The 17038-nt window shown below is 70.5% G+C and carries 16 protein-coding genes and 2 tRNA genes; 14 read left to right on the top strand and 4 right to left on the bottom strand.

The features are described from left to right. Nucleotides 1–48 precede the first annotated feature (48 nt). From ACQPZX_RS43410 to thrS, 6 genes are all read left to right on the top strand, one after another. Nucleotides 49–1380: a M16 family metallopeptidase gene (locus ACQPZX_RS43410; RefSeq protein WP_433369376.1), complete on the top strand. Its 1332-nt coding sequence runs from the start codon at nucleotides 49–51 to the stop codon at nucleotides 1378–1380. Continuing rightward, nucleotides 1377–2723 carry a M16 family metallopeptidase gene (locus tag ACQPZX_RS43405; protein WP_433369373.1) on the top strand — a complete coding sequence of 449 codons (1347 nt, stop codon included), beginning with the start codon at nucleotides 1377–1379 and terminating at the stop codon, nucleotides 2721–2723. The genes ACQPZX_RS43410 and ACQPZX_RS43405 overlap by 4 nt, the downstream gene beginning before the upstream one ends. A 32-nt stretch (nucleotides 2724–2755) precedes the next feature. Continuing rightward, nucleotides 2756–3736 carry an endonuclease/exonuclease/phosphatase family protein gene (locus ACQPZX_RS43400; RefSeq protein ID WP_433369371.1) on the top strand — a complete coding sequence of 327 codons (981 nt, stop codon included), beginning with the start codon at nucleotides 2756–2758 and terminating at the stop codon, nucleotides 3734–3736. 53 nt (nucleotides 3737–3789) lie between these two features. After that, nucleotides 3790–4797 (top strand): endonuclease/exonuclease/phosphatase family protein, encoded by a 1008-nt coding sequence (locus ACQPZX_RS43395; RefSeq protein WP_433369368.1) that lies wholly within the window; start codon nucleotides 3790–3792, stop codon nucleotides 4795–4797. Continuing rightward, the gene (locus ACQPZX_RS43390) at nucleotides 4797–5315 is read left to right on the top strand and encodes a GNAT family N-acetyltransferase (RefSeq protein ID WP_433385812.1); all 519 of its coding nucleotides are present in this window, start codon (nucleotides 4797–4799) and stop codon (nucleotides 5313–5315) included. Before ACQPZX_RS43395 ends, ACQPZX_RS43390 begins: the two co-directional genes overlap by 1 nt. Before the next feature lie 164 nt (nucleotides 5316–5479). Continuing rightward, nucleotides 5480–6709, top strand: coding sequence for a threonine--tRNA ligase (gene thrS, locus ACQPZX_RS43385; protein WP_433369366.1), 1230 nt, complete (start codon nucleotides 5480–5482; stop codon nucleotides 6707–6709). Here thrS and cimA read toward each other — a convergent pair. Continuing rightward, the gene (gene cimA / locus ACQPZX_RS43380; RefSeq protein ID WP_433369363.1) at nucleotides 6676–8262 is read right to left on the bottom strand and encodes a citramalate synthase; all 1587 of its coding nucleotides are present in this window, start codon (nucleotides 8260–8262) and stop codon (nucleotides 6676–6678) included. The two genes, thrS and cimA, sit on opposite strands and share 34 nt — an antisense overlap. 190 nt (nucleotides 8263–8452) lie before the next feature. On the opposite strand from cimA, the gene ACQPZX_RS43375 reads away from it, so the two are divergent. Beyond that, on the top strand, nucleotides 8453–9199 hold the full coding sequence (locus ACQPZX_RS43375) for a tyrosine-protein phosphatase (protein ID WP_433369360.1): 747 nt from the start codon (nucleotides 8453–8455) through the stop codon (nucleotides 9197–9199). Here the strand turns inward: ACQPZX_RS43375 and ACQPZX_RS43370 are convergent. From ACQPZX_RS43370 to ACQPZX_RS43360, 3 genes are all read right to left on the bottom strand, one after another. After that, on the bottom strand, nucleotides 9186–11051 hold the full coding sequence (locus ACQPZX_RS43370; RefSeq protein WP_433369357.1) for a caspase family protein: 1866 nt from the start codon (nucleotides 11049–11051) through the stop codon (nucleotides 9186–9188). The genes ACQPZX_RS43375 and ACQPZX_RS43370 overlap by 14 nt on opposite strands. An 85-nt stretch (nucleotides 11052–11136) precedes the next feature. Then, a complete protein-coding gene (locus tag ACQPZX_RS43365; protein ID WP_433369354.1) occupies nucleotides 11137–12078 on the bottom strand; it encodes a 3-methyladenine DNA glycosylase in 942 nt (313 codons plus the stop codon). A gap of 41 nt (nucleotides 12079–12119) precedes the next feature. Beyond that, complete coding sequence (locus ACQPZX_RS43360) at nucleotides 12120–12881, bottom strand: alpha/beta fold hydrolase (RefSeq protein WP_433369351.1); 762 nt, start codon at nucleotides 12879–12881, stop codon at nucleotides 12120–12122. Nucleotides 12882–12937: 56 nt separating this feature from the next. Between ACQPZX_RS43360 and ACQPZX_RS43355 the strand changes: the two genes are divergently transcribed. The 7 genes from ACQPZX_RS43355 to ACQPZX_RS43325 all read left to right on the top strand — a co-directional run bounded on the left by ACQPZX_RS43355 (nucleotide 12938) and on the right by ACQPZX_RS43325 (nucleotide 16912). Next, a complete protein-coding gene (locus ACQPZX_RS43355; RefSeq protein WP_433385809.1) occupies nucleotides 12938–13864 on the top strand; it encodes an ABC transporter ATP-binding protein in 927 nt (308 codons plus the stop codon). After that, nucleotides 13861–14709: an ABC transporter permease gene (locus ACQPZX_RS43350; RefSeq protein ID WP_433369348.1), complete on the top strand. Its 849-nt coding sequence runs from the start codon at nucleotides 13861–13863 to the stop codon at nucleotides 14707–14709. The genes ACQPZX_RS43355 and ACQPZX_RS43350 overlap by 4 nt, the downstream gene beginning before the upstream one ends. A gap of 7 nt (nucleotides 14710–14716) precedes the next feature. Next, nucleotides 14717–14974, top strand: a complete 258-nt coding sequence (locus tag ACQPZX_RS43345; protein WP_433369345.1) for a helix-turn-helix transcriptional regulator — start codon at nucleotides 14717–14719, stop codon at nucleotides 14972–14974. A 34-nt stretch (nucleotides 14975–15008) separates the two neighbouring features. Further along, nucleotides 15009–15803 (top strand): fumarylacetoacetate hydrolase family protein, encoded by a 795-nt coding sequence (locus tag ACQPZX_RS43340; RefSeq protein WP_433369342.1) that lies wholly within the window; start codon nucleotides 15009–15011, stop codon nucleotides 15801–15803. Then, entirely contained in the window at nucleotides 15800–16612 is an 813-nt protein-coding gene (locus ACQPZX_RS43335; protein WP_433369340.1) for an NAD(P)H-binding protein, read from the top strand. The genes ACQPZX_RS43340 and ACQPZX_RS43335 overlap by 4 nt, the downstream gene beginning before the upstream one ends. 64 nt (nucleotides 16613–16676) lie before the next feature. Continuing rightward, nucleotides 16677–16748, top strand: a tRNA-Gln gene (locus ACQPZX_RS43330). Between the two features lie 91 nt (nucleotides 16749–16839). Beyond that, nucleotides 16840–16912, top strand: a tRNA-Glu gene (locus tag ACQPZX_RS43325). Nucleotides 16913–17038 lie beyond the last annotated feature (126 nt).

Here is a 17038-nt window from a genome sequence, read left to right as displayed (position 1 = left end):
CCGCCACGCGATATCGATCATGCACAGCGGAACGGAGAACAGGGCAGTATGGGTGAGGTGACGTCCCCAAGCGCGCCGGTTGTCACGACCGGCTATCCGTGGCCCATCGAAACCACGCGACTGAGCAACGGCCTGCGGGTCGTGGTCAGTGAGGACCGGTCAGCGCCGGTCGTCTGCGTCAACCTCTGGTACGACGTGGGATCCCGGCACGAACCGGCGGGGCAGACCGGGTTCGCGCATCTCTTCGAGCACCTCATGTTCGAGGGCTCGGTGCACGTCAAGAAGACCGAGCACATGCGGCTGGTGCAGGGCAACGGCGGCTCGCTGAACGCGACCACCAACCCCGACCGGACGAACTATTTCGAGACCATGCCGTCGGAGCACCTGGAGCTGGCGCTCTGGCTGGAGGCCGACCGGATGGGCGCTCTGGTGCCGGCGCTCACCCAGGAGACGCTGGACAACCAGCGCGAGGTGGTGAAGAACGAGCGCCGCCAGCGGTACGAGAACGTGCCGTACGGCGATGCCTGGCTGCGCCTGCTGGCGCTGCTCTACCCGGAGGGCCACCCGTACCACCACCCGACGATCGGGTCGATGGAGGACCTGAACGCGGCGAGCCTGGACACGTTCAAGGCGTTCCACCAGCAGTACTACGCGCCGAACAACTGCGTGCTGACCGTCGTGGGCGACGCCTCGGCGGAGGAGGTCAAAGCCCTGGCCGAGAAGTATTTCGGCGCGCTCGAGGTGGTGCCGGACATCCCGCCCGCGCCCAGCGGGCACATCGTGGCGCCGGCCACGACGCCGGTGCGCGAGACGGTGACGGCCGCGGTGCCGGCGCCGCGGATCTACGTGTCGCACCGCACGCATCCGTTCGGCACCAAGGGGTACGACGCGATCACCGTGCTGGCCACGATCCTGGGCAACGGCCGGGGCAGCCGGCTCTACCAGCGCCTGGCGGACGGCAAGCGGATCGCCCAGCCCGACTACATCGGCTCGTACGGCGTCGACCTCGCGCACGCCCCGGCGCCGCTGATCATCACGGCCACGGCGAAGGACGGCGTGGACGTGGCGACCCTCGAGGAGGGGCTGGCCGAGGTCGTCGGCAGCCTGGTCACCGAGCCGGTCACCGAGGAGGAGCTCAACCGCGCGAAGGCGATGCTCACCACCGCGTGGTGGCGCTCGCTGTCCACGGTGGGCGGCCGCGCCGACACCCTCGGCCGGTACACCACCCAGTTCGGCGACCCGGAGACGGTGGCCTACCGCCTCCCGCAGTGGCTGGCGATCACCGCCGACGACGTCACCGAGGCCGCCGCGTACGCGTGCAAGCCCGAGTCCCGGGTGACCCTGACCTACCTGCCCGAGACCAAGGAGGACAAGGCGTGACGCTCGTCGCCAACCGCCCGGAGGCCGGCGAGGCCCGCCCCTACCGCTTCCCGGAGATCCGCCGGGTGGAGGTGGCCGGCGGCACCGTCGTCGGCGCGCACCTGCCCGGCCAGCTGCTGGCCAGCTCGCTGCTGATGCTCGACGCCGGCGCGACCCACGAGACCGCGGGCCGTGAGGGCGCCGCGACCGTGCTCGCGAAGTCCCTCGAAGAGGGCACCAGGACCCGCGACTCGGCCGCCTACGCGCTCGCGCTCGAGGGCCTCGGCGCCGAGCTGAGCGCGTCGGTCGACTGGGACTCGTTCCGGGTGGGCGTCTCGGCGCCCGTGCCGGTGCTGCTGGACGCGGTGCGCCTGGCCGCCGAGGCCACCCGCACGCCGCGGCTCGACCCGGCGGACGTGAACAGGGTGCGCGACGACGAGGCGACCGCGCTGCGGATGGACTGGGCACAGCCCGGCCCGCGGGCGGACGCCACGCTGCGCAAGGAACTGTTCGGGGCGGGCGACCGCTTCGGCCGGCCGCTGCACGGCGATCCCACCTCGACCGCCGCGGTGACCGTCGACGACGTGGTCGCCTTCCACGAGGCCTGGCTGCGCACGCCGGGCGTGCTGCTGGTCGCGGGCGACCTCGACACGCTCGACCTGGCGGCGCTGGGCGAGGCCGCGTTCGCCGGGACGAGCGGCGGCGGGCAGGACCGCAAAGACCCCCTGACGTACGAAATTGCGGACCGTCGGCGGGTGTTGCTGGTCGACCGGCCCGGCAGCGTGCAGTCCACGCTGCGGATCGGCCACCGCTCGCCCGAGCGCAAAACCCCCGACTACGTGCCGATGACGCTGGCGGCCACGGTGCTGGGCGGCGCGTTCACCTCGCGGCTCAACCACCTCATCCGCGAGGTGCGCGGCTACACGTACGGTATCCGCGGCAGTTACGCGATGACGCGGCGCTTCGGCCGGTTCGAGGTCGCGGCGGGCGTGCAGACCGCGGTGACCGTTCCGGCGATCACCGACACGATCGGCGAGATCGCGCGCACCCAGCTGGACGGGGTGACCGAGGAGGAGCTGGCGGTGGCCCGCTCGTGGCGCGCCGGTCAGCTGTCGGTGGAGATGCAGACGCCAGGGGCGATCGTGGGTGCGCTGAGCACGCTGGTGCTGCACGGCCTGCCCGACGACTACTACCCGACGCTGCGCCGCGAATACCTCGAGGCGACCGTCGAGCAGGTGTCGGCGGCCGCGGCGAAGTACCTGCACCCGAAGGGCCTGACCCTGGTGGTCGAGGGCGACGCCGCGACGATCCGCGACGAGCTGACGGCCGCGAACATCGGCGAGCTGGCCGACGCCGAGCTCTGACGACGAGGCGGGAGCCGCCGAAGAAAGCACACATGACGATCACAAGCACGCCGCCCGAGTTCCGGCCGGCCCGGCGGGTGGTGCGGACCGTCCTGCTCGCGCTGCTGGTGCTGCCGGTTCTCGGGTGGGCGCTGCTGCGGCTCTTCGGCGCCGAGCGGGGCTATCTGGTGCAGCTGTTCGCGTTCACGCCGTACGTCGCGGCGTGGGCGTGGGCGCCGCTGATCCTCGCGCTGGCGGCCAGGAAATGGCTGGTGGCGGCGGTGGCCGCGATCGCCGCGGTGCTGCTGGCGGCGTGTGTGCTGCCGCGGGCGCTGCCGGACGCCGACCGGGGACCGTCGGGCGGCGCGCGGCTCACCGTCATGACGATCAACATGTACATCGGGCAGGCCGACCCGGCGGCGGTCGTCGAGCTGGTGCGCGAGCACGACGTGGCGGTCCTCGCGGTGCAGGAGTTCACGAAGACCGCCGAGCGCGGGCTCACCGCCGCCGGGCTCGACGTGCTGTTGCCCTATCGCTCGCTCGCCGACGACGAGCCGCTCGGCACGACCGGCTCGGGGCTCTACTCGCGCTACCCGATCTCGGAGGCAGGTTCGGCGCGCGGGGCCGGTGGCAACCTTCAGGCGTACGCGACGGTCCATGCCCCCGGCGCGGCGCCGCTGGCCGTCGAGTCGGCGCACCCGCTGGCCCCGTACGCGAAATCGGTCCTTGATCTTTGGAAAGAGGACCTCGCCGACGAGCCCCGGAAGAGCGTCCTGCTGGGTGACTTCAACTCGACCCTGGACCATGCGCCGGTGCGCAAGCTGATCCGCCGCGGCTATCGGGACGCCGCCGACGCGGTGGGAAAGGGCCTGCTCGCGACGTGGGGACCCTATGCCGGGCGCCGGATTCCGCCGGTCACGCTCGATCACGTTCTCGTGGACAAGCGCATCGGCGTACGGGAGGTGGACGTTGAACCGGTGCGGCTCAGCGACCATCGCGCGGTGATAGCGGAGTTGTCCGTGCCGAGGTCGTGAAGATGTTGTGCGCGCCGGGGTGAGGGTGGCCGCGCGTCGTTAGCCTCGCGATCATGACGATCACGAGCGCCCCGGCCGAGACGCCGCCGACCGCACCCGGCCGGCGGCCAGGAAGGGTGGCCCTGACCGTGCTTATCTGGCTCCTCATCGCGCCCGCGCTGCTGTGGGTGATCGTCCGGGCGACCGGCTGGGATCGCGGACCGCTCGTGCAGCTGCTCGCCTACACGCCGTACGTCGCGGCGTGGTCGGTGCTGCCGGCCCTGCTCGCGCTGGTCACCCGCCGATGGACGGCCGCGTCGGTGGCGCTCGCCGTGGTGCTGCTCTTCGCGCTGCTGGTCGTGCCGAGGGCGATCCCGGGCGGTCGCGGGCCCTCGACCGGCGTGCGCCTCAACGTGATGACCTCGAACATGCTGTTCGGCGGCGCGGACGCGGAGCAGATCGTCGGCCTGGTCCGCGAGCACGACATCGCGGTGCTGGCCGTCCAGGAGTTCACGACCGACGGCAAACAGGCCCTGGCCAAGGCCGGTCTCGAGGAGCTGTTGCCGTACACGTCCTTCGCCGACGAACCGGGCGCGTCCGGCTCCGGGGTCTACTCGCGCTATCCGATCGCCGGGGCCGGGCATCACCGCGTCGGCGGCGGCTTCCTTCAGGCGTACGGGACAGTGCAGCCCCCGCACGCCGCGCCGATCCTCGTGGAGTCGGCGCATCCGCGGGCGCCCTCCGATCTCAGCCTCAACCGGGTGTGGCGCAGCGACCTGGCCGCCGAACCCGGGACCGGGCCGGACGGCACTCCGCGGATTCTGCTGGGCGACTTCAACGCGACGCTCGATCACGCGCCGCTGCGCCGGCTGATCGCGCGCGGCTACCGGGACGCCGGCGCCGCCACCGGGCGGGGACTGACCGCGACCTGGCCGTACTTCGCGCACCGCGGCATTCCGTGGGTGACGCTGGACCACGTTCTCGTGGACAAGCGCATCGGCGTACGGGATATGAGCGTGCACCGGATCACCGACAGCGACCACCGCGCCGTCATCGCCGGGCTCACCGTGCCTGCGGCATGATGGCCGGCGTGACCACCCGCCTCGTCGCCACGAGCGACGCACCCGAGCTGGCCGCGCTGTTCGCCGCCAACCGTGAGTTCCTCGCACCCTGGGAGCCGTTCCGGCCCGAGGAGTTCTACACCGCCGAGGGGCAGCGCTCGTATCTCGAGGATGTGCTGCGGCAGACCGCGGCCGGCGCGACGGTGCCGCACGTGATCGTCGACGACGGCCGGATCGTCGGGCGGATCACCCTCAGCGGCATCATCCGCGGCCCGTTCCTCTCGGCCAGCCTCGGCTACTGGGTCGCGGAATCGGCCAACGGGCGCGGGGTGGCGTCGGCGGCGGTGGCCCGGATGACCAAGCTCGCCTTCGACGAGCTGGGCCTGCACCGGGTGGACGCGAGCACGCTGGTGCACAACGCGGCGTCGCAGCGGGTGCTGCAACGCAACGGGTTCCAGCGGTACGGGCTCGCGCCCCGCTACCTGAAGATCAACGGCGAGTGGCGCGACCACGTCCTGTTCCAGTTGCTGGCCGATTAATCGGATGCCGCGCCGCCGCGGCCGAGCTATCGTCGGCCGCATGATGCGCAGGTTCATGACGACGACGCCGGATTGTCCCGGCGCTGGTTTCTGCTGACCTGCTGAAACGTCCCGGGCGAGAGCCCGGGCCGTGGGATCTCGCCCCCATGTGTGAGGAGATCCCGATGAACATCGACCACCGCAAGCTCGGCCGTGAGCTCGACCTCTTCGACTCCGATCCGCTGATCGGCGCCGGCCTGCCGTTCTGGTTGCCGGACGGCGCGGCGGCCCGCCACGAGGTGGAGTCCTACCTCCACGAGTTGGAGCGGCGCGCCGGCTACAAGCACGTGTATTCGCCCGCGCTCGGCAAGAAGCAGATGTACGAGCTGTCCGGGCACTGGAAGAACTTCGCCGACGACATGTTCCCGCCGATGGTGCTCGGCGGAGACGAGCTGGTGCTGCGGCCCAGCCTCTGCCCGCACCACGCGCTGATCTTCAAGGCGCGGCAGCGCTCCTACCGCGAGCTGCCGCTGCGCATCGCCGAGATCGGGCCGATGTACCGGGCCGAGCGGTCGGGGGTGCTGGGCGGGCTGTCGCGGGTGCGGTCGATCCAGCTCAACGACTCGCACATCTTCTGCTCGCTCGATCAGGTCGGGTCCGAGGTGGCCGAGGTTCTGCGGCTGATGGATGTGGCGCATCGAGCGCTCGGGCTGCGGCCGTCGTCGTTCCAGTTGTCGCTGCGCGGCGACTCGGGGAAGTACGCGGGGAACGACGAGATGTGGGAGCGGGCGTCGGACCTGTTGCGGCAGGCCCTCGACCACTCGGGCGTCTCGTACCAGGAGGTGCCGGGGGAGGCCGCGTTCTACGGGCCGAAGATCGACGTTCAGATCGAGGACGCGGCCGGGCGGGAGTGGAGCCTGTCGACCATTCAGGTGGACTTCCACATGCCGGCGCAGTTCGGTCTGGAATACGTCGCGGCGGATGGCGGCCGGGAGCGCCCGGTGATGATCCACCGCAGCCTGGCCGGGTCGATGGAGCGGCTCTTCGGCTATCTGATCGAGGCGCATCAGGGTGCGTTCCCGGTCTGGTACGCGCCCGTACAGATCGCGGTGCTGCCGGTCTCGGAGGATCAGTCGGCCGAGGCGTCGGCGTTCGCTCGGGCCGCCGTGGAGAGCGGTCTGCGGGCCGAGGTGCTGTTCGACGGCTCGATCGGGGGGAGGATCCGGGCTGCGGCGGAGCGCAAGATCCCGTACGCGGCAATCGTCGGCAAGCGGGAGGCGGCGGACAACCTGGTCGCACTCCGTCTGCGCGACGGACGTCAGTTGCCGGCCATGCCGGCGGCGGAGGCGATCGCGCTGATCTCCTCCGCCGCGGCCGATTCTCAGGCGGGGGTTGACGTCCTGGCCAGGCCGTAGGTGAGCGCGTCCACCAGAGCGACCCAGCTGGCCTCGACGATGTTCTCGTGCACGCCCACGGTGGTCCACTCGCGGTTGCCGTTGCCGCTCTCCAGCAGCACCCGGGTGATCGCGTTGGTGCCGTGCGTGCCCTCCAGGATGCGGACCTTGAAGTCGGTGAGCTCGACGGTCTTGAGCTGCGGGTAGTGCTGCGACAGCGCCACCCGCAGCGCCTCGTCGAGCGCGTTGACCGGGCCGACGCCCTCGGCGGTGGCGATGACCCGCTCGCCGCGGACCCGGACCTTCACGGTCGCCTCGGAGATCACCGAGCCGTCCTCGCGGTGCTCGACGAGCACCCGGTACGACTCCAGCGCGAACGGGCGGGCGAAGCCCTCGCCCGGCAGCTCGCCCCGCACCAGCAGCTCGAAGGAGGCGTCCGCCGCCTCGAACGACCAGCCGCCGGCCTCCAGCTCCTTGACCTTCCGGGTGATCGTCGACAGCGCGTCCGGGTGGCCGGCCAGATCCAGCCCGAGCTCCCTGCTCTTGAGCTCGATGCTGGCCCGGCCGGCCATCTCCGTCACCAGGATCCGCATGTCGTTGCCCACAACCGACGGGTCGACGTGGTTGTAGAGCAGCGGATCCACTTTGATCGCGCTCGCGTGCAACCCCGCCTTGTGGGCGAAGGCAGCGGCCCCGACATAGGCCTGGTGGGTGTCGGGGGCGATGTTGGCGATCTCGGCGAGCGCGGTGGAAACCCGCGTCGCCTGTTCCAGGCAGCCGTCCGGTAGGACCTGCAGCCCGAGCTTGAGCTGGACGTTGCTGACGGTGGCGAACAGGTCGGCGTTGCCGGGGCGCTCGCCGTAGCCGTTCGCGGTGCACTGGAAATGCTTCACGCCCGCCTCGACCGCGGCGATCGTGTTCGCGACCGCGCAGGAGGTGTCGTTCTGGCAGTGGATGCCGAGCTGGTCGGCGTTCTTGCCGGTGCGCGCCACGACTTCCTCGATCGCCTTGGTGATCATCGAGGGGAGCATGCCGCCGTTGGTGTCGCACATCACGACCCGCTCGGCGCCGGCCTCGAAGGCGGCGCTCACGACGCTGGCCGTGTATTCCGGGTCGTAGCGGAAGCCGTCGAAGAAGTGCTCGCAGTCGACGAACACTCTTTTTCCCTGGCTTTTCAGATGCCGGACCGTGTCGCGCACCATGTTGAGGTTCTCGTCGCCGGTGGTGCGCAAGGCGCGCTCGACGTGCCGGATGTCGGACTTGGCAACCACGCAGACCACCGGGGTCTCGGCGTCGAGGAGGGCCTTGACCTGGGGGTCGCTTTCGACCGCCACGCCGGCCTTGCGGGTCGCGCCGAACGCCACGAGCAGCGCGTTCTTGAGGTCGAGCTCGGTCTTCGCGCGTTCGAAGAACTCGGTGTCCTTGGGCATGGCGCCGGGCCAGCCGCCCTCGATGAAGCCCACGCCGAACTCGTCCAGCAGCCGCGCGACCGCCAGCTTGTCGGCGACCGAGTAGCTGATCCCCTCCCGCTGGCCGCCGTCTCGCAGCGTCGTATCGAACACCTGGTAGTCCATGGGGAGCGTTCCCTTCTTTCTGACCCCAACAAAAAGACCCCCCGCGGATGCGGGAGGTCTGCGCGTCGGCGAGAAGTCAGCCGGCGCGCTAGGTGCCAATAATGAGCACGAGACGGGTCACGGAATGAAGCATGCCACTAACGCGCCTCGTGGGAAGCGTTGTTCCACCCTTCGAGACTAAGTTGGGGGTGTGGTGACGGACTCATACCCCCGGAATCTTGGTTTCTCCGCTACCTACAACTTCCGCGACGTCGGCGGTTATCAAGCTCTCGACGGGCGCACCGTGCGCTGGCGGCGGCTCTTCCGCTCGGACGCGCTGCACCGGATCGGTGAGGCGGACGCGGAAGCGTTCGCGCAGCTGGGCGTGCGTACCGTGATCGACTTGCGGCGGTCCGACGAGGTGGAGAAGTTCGGCCGGGTGCCCGAGCGGTACGGCCTCGACTACCGGAATCTCGTGCTCGAGCACGTCGACTGGGAGACGATTTCCCGCCCTTCAGACATTCTTCACGAAAGATGGCTGGCCGACCGGTACCTGAACTTCGCCGAGGACGGTCGCGAGGCTCTGCTGGCGTCCCTGCGGATCATCGCGGAGCCGTCGCGGGCACCGGTGATCGTGCATTGCATGGCGGGCAAGGATCGTACGGGGACGGTGTGCGCTCTGGCGCTGTCGCTGCTGGGGGTGTCCGACGAGGACATCGCGGCCGACTACGCGCTGACCACCGAGGCGATGACGTCGCTGACGGCGTACCTGATGGAGAAACACCCGTCGGCGGTGCTCGGGAACGAGCACATGTTCGACTCGCCGCCCGGGGCGATGCTGAGCTTCCTGGCCGACCTGCGGGCGCTGCACGGCTCGATCGAAGATTACGTGCGGGAGATCGGCCTCCTCGACTCGGAGATCGAGTCGATGCGGTCGCACCTGCTCACATCTGCTTGAGCATGTCCAGCGCCTGGTTGTAGAGCGCGCTGTAGGCGGATTCGTCGGCGCCGGCATCGGAGTGGAAGGTGCCGGTCATGAGCAGGTCGTCGATGCCCCAGGAGACCACGTAGTAGCCGTCGCTGCCGCCGGTCCCGACGTAGTTGCAGGCGATCCGGCCGGTGCGGATCGTGGTGGGCAGGCGCTCGGCGGCCGGGCGGTTGGCGGTGGGCGGGGTGGTGCAGGCGCCGGCCAGGTCGGCGCCCTGGTCCTGGTCCATGGCGTCCTTGGTTTGCCACAGCTCGTAGGCGCCCGGTTCGCAGGAGGCGGCGGCGGTGCTGTTGCGGTCGGGGTTCTCGGAGTGGCAGGTGTCCCGGAGCGCGGCGGGGAGCATCGAGAGCAGGCCGTTGTAGTCGCGGGCGGTGGTTGTCGGGTTGGTGGCGTTGGTGCGGTTGCCTGCCCAGATGATGACTATGCCGGCGGCGGCCAGCAGGGCGATGATGCCGACGACTACGAAGGCTTGGCGTAGGCGGGCGGGACGATCCGGCGCTCCCGCGCCGGATTTATCCGGCGGCGGCGGAAATTTCGGACCGGCCGGGGAGGCCGCGGTCTCGGCCGCCGCTGTCGCGGCTGCCGTCGCGCGCCCACGCTCAGCCGCTGCGGTCGCGGGTGCGCGCTCAGCCGCCGCCTTCGTCGAGACCTCCGCCGCGGGTGCGGGTGTCGCCTCAGCTGCGGGTGCGGGCGCCGCTTCGGATGTGGGCGCGAGTATGGGCTGCGCCTCGGCTGCGGGCGCCGGCGCCGGCTCAGGCGCGGGTTCGGGGGCGAGGGCGGCGGCCTCGGGTGCGGGTGCGGGGGCGGGCTCGGTTGTGGGTGGTGGTTCGGGGTCTGACAGGGCTTCGAGGGCAGCGGCGCTCACCTGGCGGCTGTCGTCGTCGGCCAGCCGGTGCAGGGCCAGCCGCGCCGCCGCGGACCGCGGGGACTCGGAGTCGGACTCGGACAGGATTGCGGCCAGCTCGTGGACCGCCGCTCGGCGCACCGCGGCCATGGGGTGCCGGGTCAGCTCGAGCAACTCCGGCGCCAGCACCCCCGAAGGTGGGCGGCGGTGCGGATTGCGGGCCACGTACAGGTCGCCGCGCAGGCCGAACTCCCACTTGCTCGGGGTCTGGTTCGGTGTGTGCTCGCGCACCCGGTCGTACACGTAGTCGTACAGCTCGCCCAGCGAGACGTGCCCGTCCTGGTCGCGGTCCGCGTCGCCGGTCCGGATGCCCTCGACCAGCGCGCCCGTGAACACCGACGGCTGGCTCGCGGAGCCCTCGGCCAGGCGTGCGCCCTCGAAGGCGTACTCCATCGCCGTCGACGCCGTGATCACCACGCGCCCGCGGCCCTCGCCCAGCTGCCGCTGCCGGAACTGATCGCCCACGTCGACCCCGCCCGCGGCCCGCGCGATCACCCCTCGCTCGAACGCCCCGCCGTAGCAGCAGTCGAGCAGCAGCACCACCCGCTGCGCCCGGCTGCGCTGCATGACCCGGTTGACCCAGGCCGCGTCGATCGCCGTCGAGCCGAGCAGGTCCGGCCGGGTGTTGGTCGCCGCCAGGAACAGCTCGCCCGACTCGTCCTTGAGCCCGTGGCACGAGAAATGCAGCAACACCAGGTCGGTCGAATGCCGGTCGGAGAGCACCTGCTCCACCCGCTCGGCCGCCGCCCACGACGTCGGGTTGTGCAGGGTTTCCACTTCGAAGTCGCCGAGCGCGGCGTCCCCGAGCACCTCGGCCAGCGCGTCCGCGTCGGCGGCCGGCGAGGCGAGCCGGTGCAGGGCGGCATGGTCGTAACGGTCGACCGCCACGACCAGGGCCAAGCGCCGCTCGCCCCCCATGCCCCGAGCATCCCGCCGGCGGTGGGCCGTGTCCCTCCCCCGAACCGGCACACGAAGGAACCGGCACACGAAGAGGGTCGCCGGCCTACCGGTGGTTGAAGGGCGCGACCGCCTCGCGACTGCGCGCCGTCCCCTCCGGCCCCAACAACTCCTCGCACACGCGAATCAGCCGCGCCCGCAACGCCGCCGCCCGCCGGGCGAACTCCCGCTGCCGTGACACGTACTCCGCCTTGCCCTCGGGCGTCTCGATCTTCACCGGCTCGTAGCCGTACGACGTCAAGTCGTACGGGCTGGCCTGCATGTCGAGAAGCCGGATGTCGGCCGCCAGCGCGAAGCAGTCCAGCGCCAGCGCCCCGGGCACCGCCGGCCCCAGCTTCTGCGCCCACTTGTGCACGTCCATCGCCGCGTGCAGGCAGCCGGGCTGGTCCAGATCGACCTGGGTCGCGCGGGTGGGCTGCAACCTGTTCAGCCCGACCGACTCGGGCGTGAAGAAGCGGAACGCATCGTAGTGCGTGCACCGGATCGGGTGCTGCTCGACGACCCGGTCGGTCGCGGCCTGGCCGAGGCGCAGCGGCAGCGGGTGGCGGTGCTCGGGCGAGCGGTACACCATCGCCCACTCGTGCAGGCCGAAGCAGCCGGAGAACACCGGCCTCGACGCCGTCGCGGTGAGCAGGCCGTGGATGTAGCGCACGCTCTCGCCGCGGGCGTGCAGGAAGGCGTCCTGGTCGAGGGTGACGACGCCGTCGGGGTAGGTCATGTAGAACTTCCACGACGCGTGCTCGGCCACACCGGACGGCGCGGGGGACAGGCCCGTCCCGATGCCGGGGTGCCATCGGCGCAGCTGGGCGGGCCTGGTGCCGTAGTAGTCGTAGAGGAAATCCTCGATCGCGTGCTTCTCACCGCTGGCGCGGCGGGCACGGTGGCCGGCGGTCATCTCGTCGGCGCGCTCGGCGTGGGCGCGAGCGAGGGGAATCCAGGTGACCGAGGGCAGCGTCGTGGTGAGCGCCCTCACCTGCTTGATCCCCATCGCATCAGCGTATCCAGCCGACGCGATCAACACGATCACCGTTAGGCGCGAATGAGGTCCGCCACCGCTTTCGGTGCGCCCAGATCCGGGGCATTGTGGTCGAATTCGGGTGTCACCACGAGACGAGAACCCGGGATCGTCTCCAAGAGCACATGCAAAACCGATTGGATGTACGCCGGGGAGCGTCCCCCGCCGAGCAACAGGGTCGGCGCGGTCACCGCCGAGTAGCGCCCGCCGTTCGAGTCGAGCTCGTGGGCGACGTGGAACTCCGCGGGAACCGTCCGCAGCACCTGCCGGGTGGCGCGCCCCTCGGCCGTGAGGTGCTGCATCGCCCAGGCGACGCCGACCATCGCCGGGCCGCCGGGCATCAGGTCGAGCGCGTGCAGAAAGTGGACCATCGCCCGCGCGTCGTGCCCGTCGGCGAGCAGTTTCTCGTAGTGCGGCAGCCACGAGTACGGAAGCGAGCCGTCGATGCTGGTCGCCGGCTCGTACACGATCACGCGGTCGAGCGCCGTCCAGAGCGCCGCGTGCAGCGCCACCAGCCCGCCGTAGCTGTGCCCGAAGACCTGCCGGGACTTGGTCTCCTCGAGCACCTCGAGCGTGTCGGCGATCTCGACGTCGAGCCCGTAGCCGTCGCCCTGGCCCGGACTCTTGCCCCGCCCGCGCCGCTCGATTACGTGCACGGTGTAGGTGTCGGCCAGCGCGTCCGCCAGCGCCTGGTAGTGGCGGGCCCGCCGCGTGGTGCCGGGGATGACGACGAGCCCGGGCCCGGATCCGGTGGTCAGAACATCGACAGAAGCCATGCTCACGAATGTAGTACACCTACTACAACTTTGATACTGTGCTGGACATGGGAGGAATGACTTTGACGGGGGCGCTCGACCTCGGCACCGGCGTGCCGGCCGATGAGCGGGTCATCGACGTCCGTGACTTGCGGATGCGTTACGGGACAAAGGACGTGCTCTCCGGCGTCAGCTTCAGCGCCCGGCGCGGCGAGGTGCTCGCGCTGCTCGGTCCCAACGGGGCGGGCAAGACCACCACGATCGAGATCCTCGAGGGCTTCCGCATGCGGTCGGCCGGCGAGGTGAGCGTGCTCGGCATCGACCCGGCGTCCGCCGGCGAGCGCTGGCGCGCCCGCATCGGCGTGGTGCTGCAATCCTGGCGCGATCACGGCAAGTGGCGGGTGCGGGAGCTGCTCAAGCACCTGGGTACGTATTTCGCGCCCTACTCCACCGACCGGATCCGCCGCCCGTGGCCGGTCGACGACCTGCTCGACGTGGTCGGCCTGACCGAGCACGCCAACCAGCGGGTCATGCGCCTCTCCGGCGGCCAGCGCCGCCGGCTCGACGTGGCGATCGGCATCGTCGGCCGGCCCGAGCTGCTCTTCCTCGACGAGCCGACGGTCGGCTTCGACCCGGCCGCCCGCCGCGAGTTCCACGATCTGGTGCACCGGCTGACCGATGTGGACGACACCACGATCCTGCTCACCACCCACGACCTCGACGAGGCGGAGAAGCTCGCCGACCGCATCGTGATCCTGGCCGCCGGCCGGATCATCGCGGACGGCTCGGCCGACCAGCTCTCCCGTCAGGTGACCGGCGAGACCGAGATCCGCTGGACGCGCGACGGCCAGCGCTTCGTGCATTCCGCGGTCGACGCGACGCCGTTCGTCCGCGAGCTCTTCCTGCAGTACGGCGAACAGATCGCCGACCTCGAGGTTCGCCGCAACAACCTGGAGGACACGTACATGAAGCTGGTCCTCGACGCCGAGGGAGGCTCCCGATGATCTCGACGTCGATTCTCCGGGCCGGGGTGGCCCGCGGCGGCATCGAGCTGCGCCAGACGCTGACCACGCCGAACGATCTGTTCGCCTACTTCTTCCCGGTGGTCATCCTGCTCGGGACGATCTTCTTCATGCGGGACGCGCACGTGCCGGGCACCTCGTTCTCGCTCGGCGCGAGCACCCTGCCCAGCGTGCTCGGCATGGGCCTGGCCTTCGGCGGCCTGCTCACCGTCTCCCAGCAGCTCGTGGTCGAGCGCGAGGACGGCACGCTGCTGCGCGCCAAGGCCACGCCCAACGGCATGACGGCGTACCTGATCGGCAAGGCCGTGGTGGTCGGCGGCATGACGGTGCTCAGCATGCTGCTGCAGCTGGTGCCGGGGCTGTTCCTGGTGAGCGGCCTGCATGTGAGCGCGACCGGCTGGCTGACCCTGGCCTGGCTGATCCCGCTGGCGTTCCTGGCCACCATGCCGATCGGCGCGGTGATCGGCTCGCTCTTCGAGAACCCGCGCAACATGGGGCTCGTCGTGCTGCCGATCTTCGGGCTGGTCGCGATCTCCGGCATCTTCTATCCGATCAGCTCGATGCCAGGCTGGGTGCAGGGCATCGGGCAGGTCTTCCCGATGTACTGGCTAGGGTTGGGCATGCGCTCGGCCTTCCTGCCCGATTCGCTGGCGGCCGTCGAGCTCACCCACTCCTGGCGGCATCTCGAGACGTTCGGCGTGCTCGCGATCTGGGTCGTGCTGGGGCTGACGCTGGCGCCGGCGATCCTGCGGCGGATGGCGCGCCGCGAGTCCGGCTCGGCGGTCGCGGCCCGGCGCGAGCGGGCGCTGACGACTATTGGTCGTTGAGGGAGAGATGGGCAACAGCGAGGTCACGTACAACCGGATCGCGATGCTGCGCGCGGAGCGCGGCATCTCGCGGCGGCAGCTCGCCGACGCCCTGGGTGTCCACTACCAGACGGTGGGCTATCTGGAGCGCGGCGAGTTCAGCCCGAGCCTGCACCTGGCGCTGCGGATCTGCGCGTACTTCGAGGTCCCGGTTGAGGTCATCTTCTCGCTCGAGCCGTTCCCCCGGCTGGGCGCGGAGTCGAACGGGGCTTCCCGACCGGCGTAGATTTTCGGGTGACCTCTAGAGATGGGATTCACCCGTGCGTTTCGCCCGCTTTGTCCATGCCGGTGGCGTGTCGTTCGGCGTCGTCGAGGGCAATGAGAAAGACGGCCTGACCATCGCCGAGATCGGCTCGCTGCCGTTCGAGAAGGTGCAGTTCACCGGGCAGCGCTGGGCGCTCGCCGACGTGCGCCTGCTCGCCCCGATCTTCTCCAGCAAGGTCATCGGCGTCGGCCGCAACTACGCCGACCACGCCGCCGAGTTCGGCAACGAGGTGCCCAAGGAGCCGCTGATCTTCATCAAGCCCTCCACCTCGGTGATCGGGCCGAACGACGCGATCCGGCTGCCGCCGCAGTCCCAGCGGGTCGAGGAGGAGGCCGAGCTCGCCGTCGTGATCGGCGCGACCGGCGCCCGCCGGGTCGACCGGGCCGGCGCCGAGAAGGCGATCTTCGGCTACACCATCGGCAACGATGTCACCGCGCGCGACCTGCAGCGCAGCGACCCGCAGTGGACCCGGGCCAAGGGCTTCGACTCGTTCTGCCCGATCGGCCCGTGGATCGTCACCGACCTCGACGTGAGCGACCTCGAGATCCGCTGCGAGGTCGGCCGCAACCCCGACAACCTGGAGGTGCGCCAGATCGGCCGCACCAAGGACATGGTCTTCGACATCCCCACCCTGGTGTCGTACGTGTCGCATGTGATGACGCTGCTGCCCGGCGACATCATCCTCACCGGCACGCCCGCCGGCGTCAGCGAGCTGACCGCCGGCGACATCTGCTCGATCACGGTGCAGGGCATCGGCGAGCTGCGCAACACGGTGGTGTCGCTGGAGTGACGAAGATCCTGGTCACCGGCGCCACCGGCAACATCGGGCGGATGGTGGTCGACGAGCTGCTGGCGGCGGGCGCCGACGACGTACGCGCGCTGACCGTCGACCCGGTCCGGGCCGCCCTGCCGGACGGGGTCGACGTCGCGCGCGGCTTCCTCGGCCGCCCGTCGACGCTGCCCGCCGCGTACGCCGGGGTGGATGTGCTGTATCTCGCACCGCACCTCCCGACGGTGACCGAGGCGTGCCGGATGGCCGCCGAGGCCGGGATCGGCCGGATCGTCGACCTGGCCGGCCCCAAGGGCGAGCACTGGCAGGCCGTCGAGGACGCGGTCGAGGCGTGCGGCCTGCCCTTCACCCACCTGGAGCCGGGCGAGTTCATGGCGAACGCCACGCTGTGGTCCCGCCAGATCCGGGCCGGCGACGTGGTGCTCGACACGTGCGGCGACGCGGTCAACGCCCCGATCGCCCAGGAAGACGTTGCCGCCGTGGCTGCCCGGGTGCTGCTCGAGGACGGCCACGAGGGCAGGTCCTACGAGCTGACCGGCCCCGAGGCGCTCTCCCGGCGGCAGAAGGTCACCTTGATCGGCGAGGCGCTCGGACGTGAGCTTCGCTACGTCGATCTCCCGCGCGACGAGGCGGTCGAGGAGCTCGCCAAGGACATGGGCGAGCACGCCGGCTGGTACGTCGACGGCCTCGCGATGCTGGCCCAGTACCCGCATCAGGCCGTGCCGGCCGTGGCCGAATTGACGGGCCGACCTGCGACAACGTTCCTCGAGTGGGCCCGGCGGAACGCGGATCTCTTCCAAAGGTCGTAACCCGATTTGGTGGGCCCGGGGTGGTCAGGTAAAGTTCATCCTCGGCGCGGCAAGCCGGGCCAAATGGGGTATGGGGTAATTGGCAGCCCGACTGATTCTGGTTCAGTTAGTCTAGGTTCGAGTCCTGGTACCCCAGCGCTACCAATCCTGCGAAGGATGGGTGGAGCTGGACATCTGATAGAGTTCGGCCCGCCCGCTGAAGCAGAGCGGAAGCAAAGCGAGTCCATGGCCCCGTCGTCTAGCGGCCTAGGACGCCGCCCTCTCAAGGCGGTAGCGAGGGTTCGAATCCCTTCGGGGCTACGTTCTGAGTGACCCCCGTCAGCAGAAAGCGCTGACGGGGGTCACTTCGTATATCTGCCTGGGGGCCGAGCCCCCAGACCCCCACGTCGCGATGGACGTGCGCATCGATGAGGCGAAATGTCGTGG

The organism is Actinoplanes sp. CA-142083 (assembly GCF_050942195.1).
Lineage (GTDB): Bacteria > Actinomycetota > Actinomycetes > Mycobacteriales > Micromonosporaceae > Actinoplanes.
This window is presented reverse-complemented; position numbering and strand designations above follow the sequence as displayed.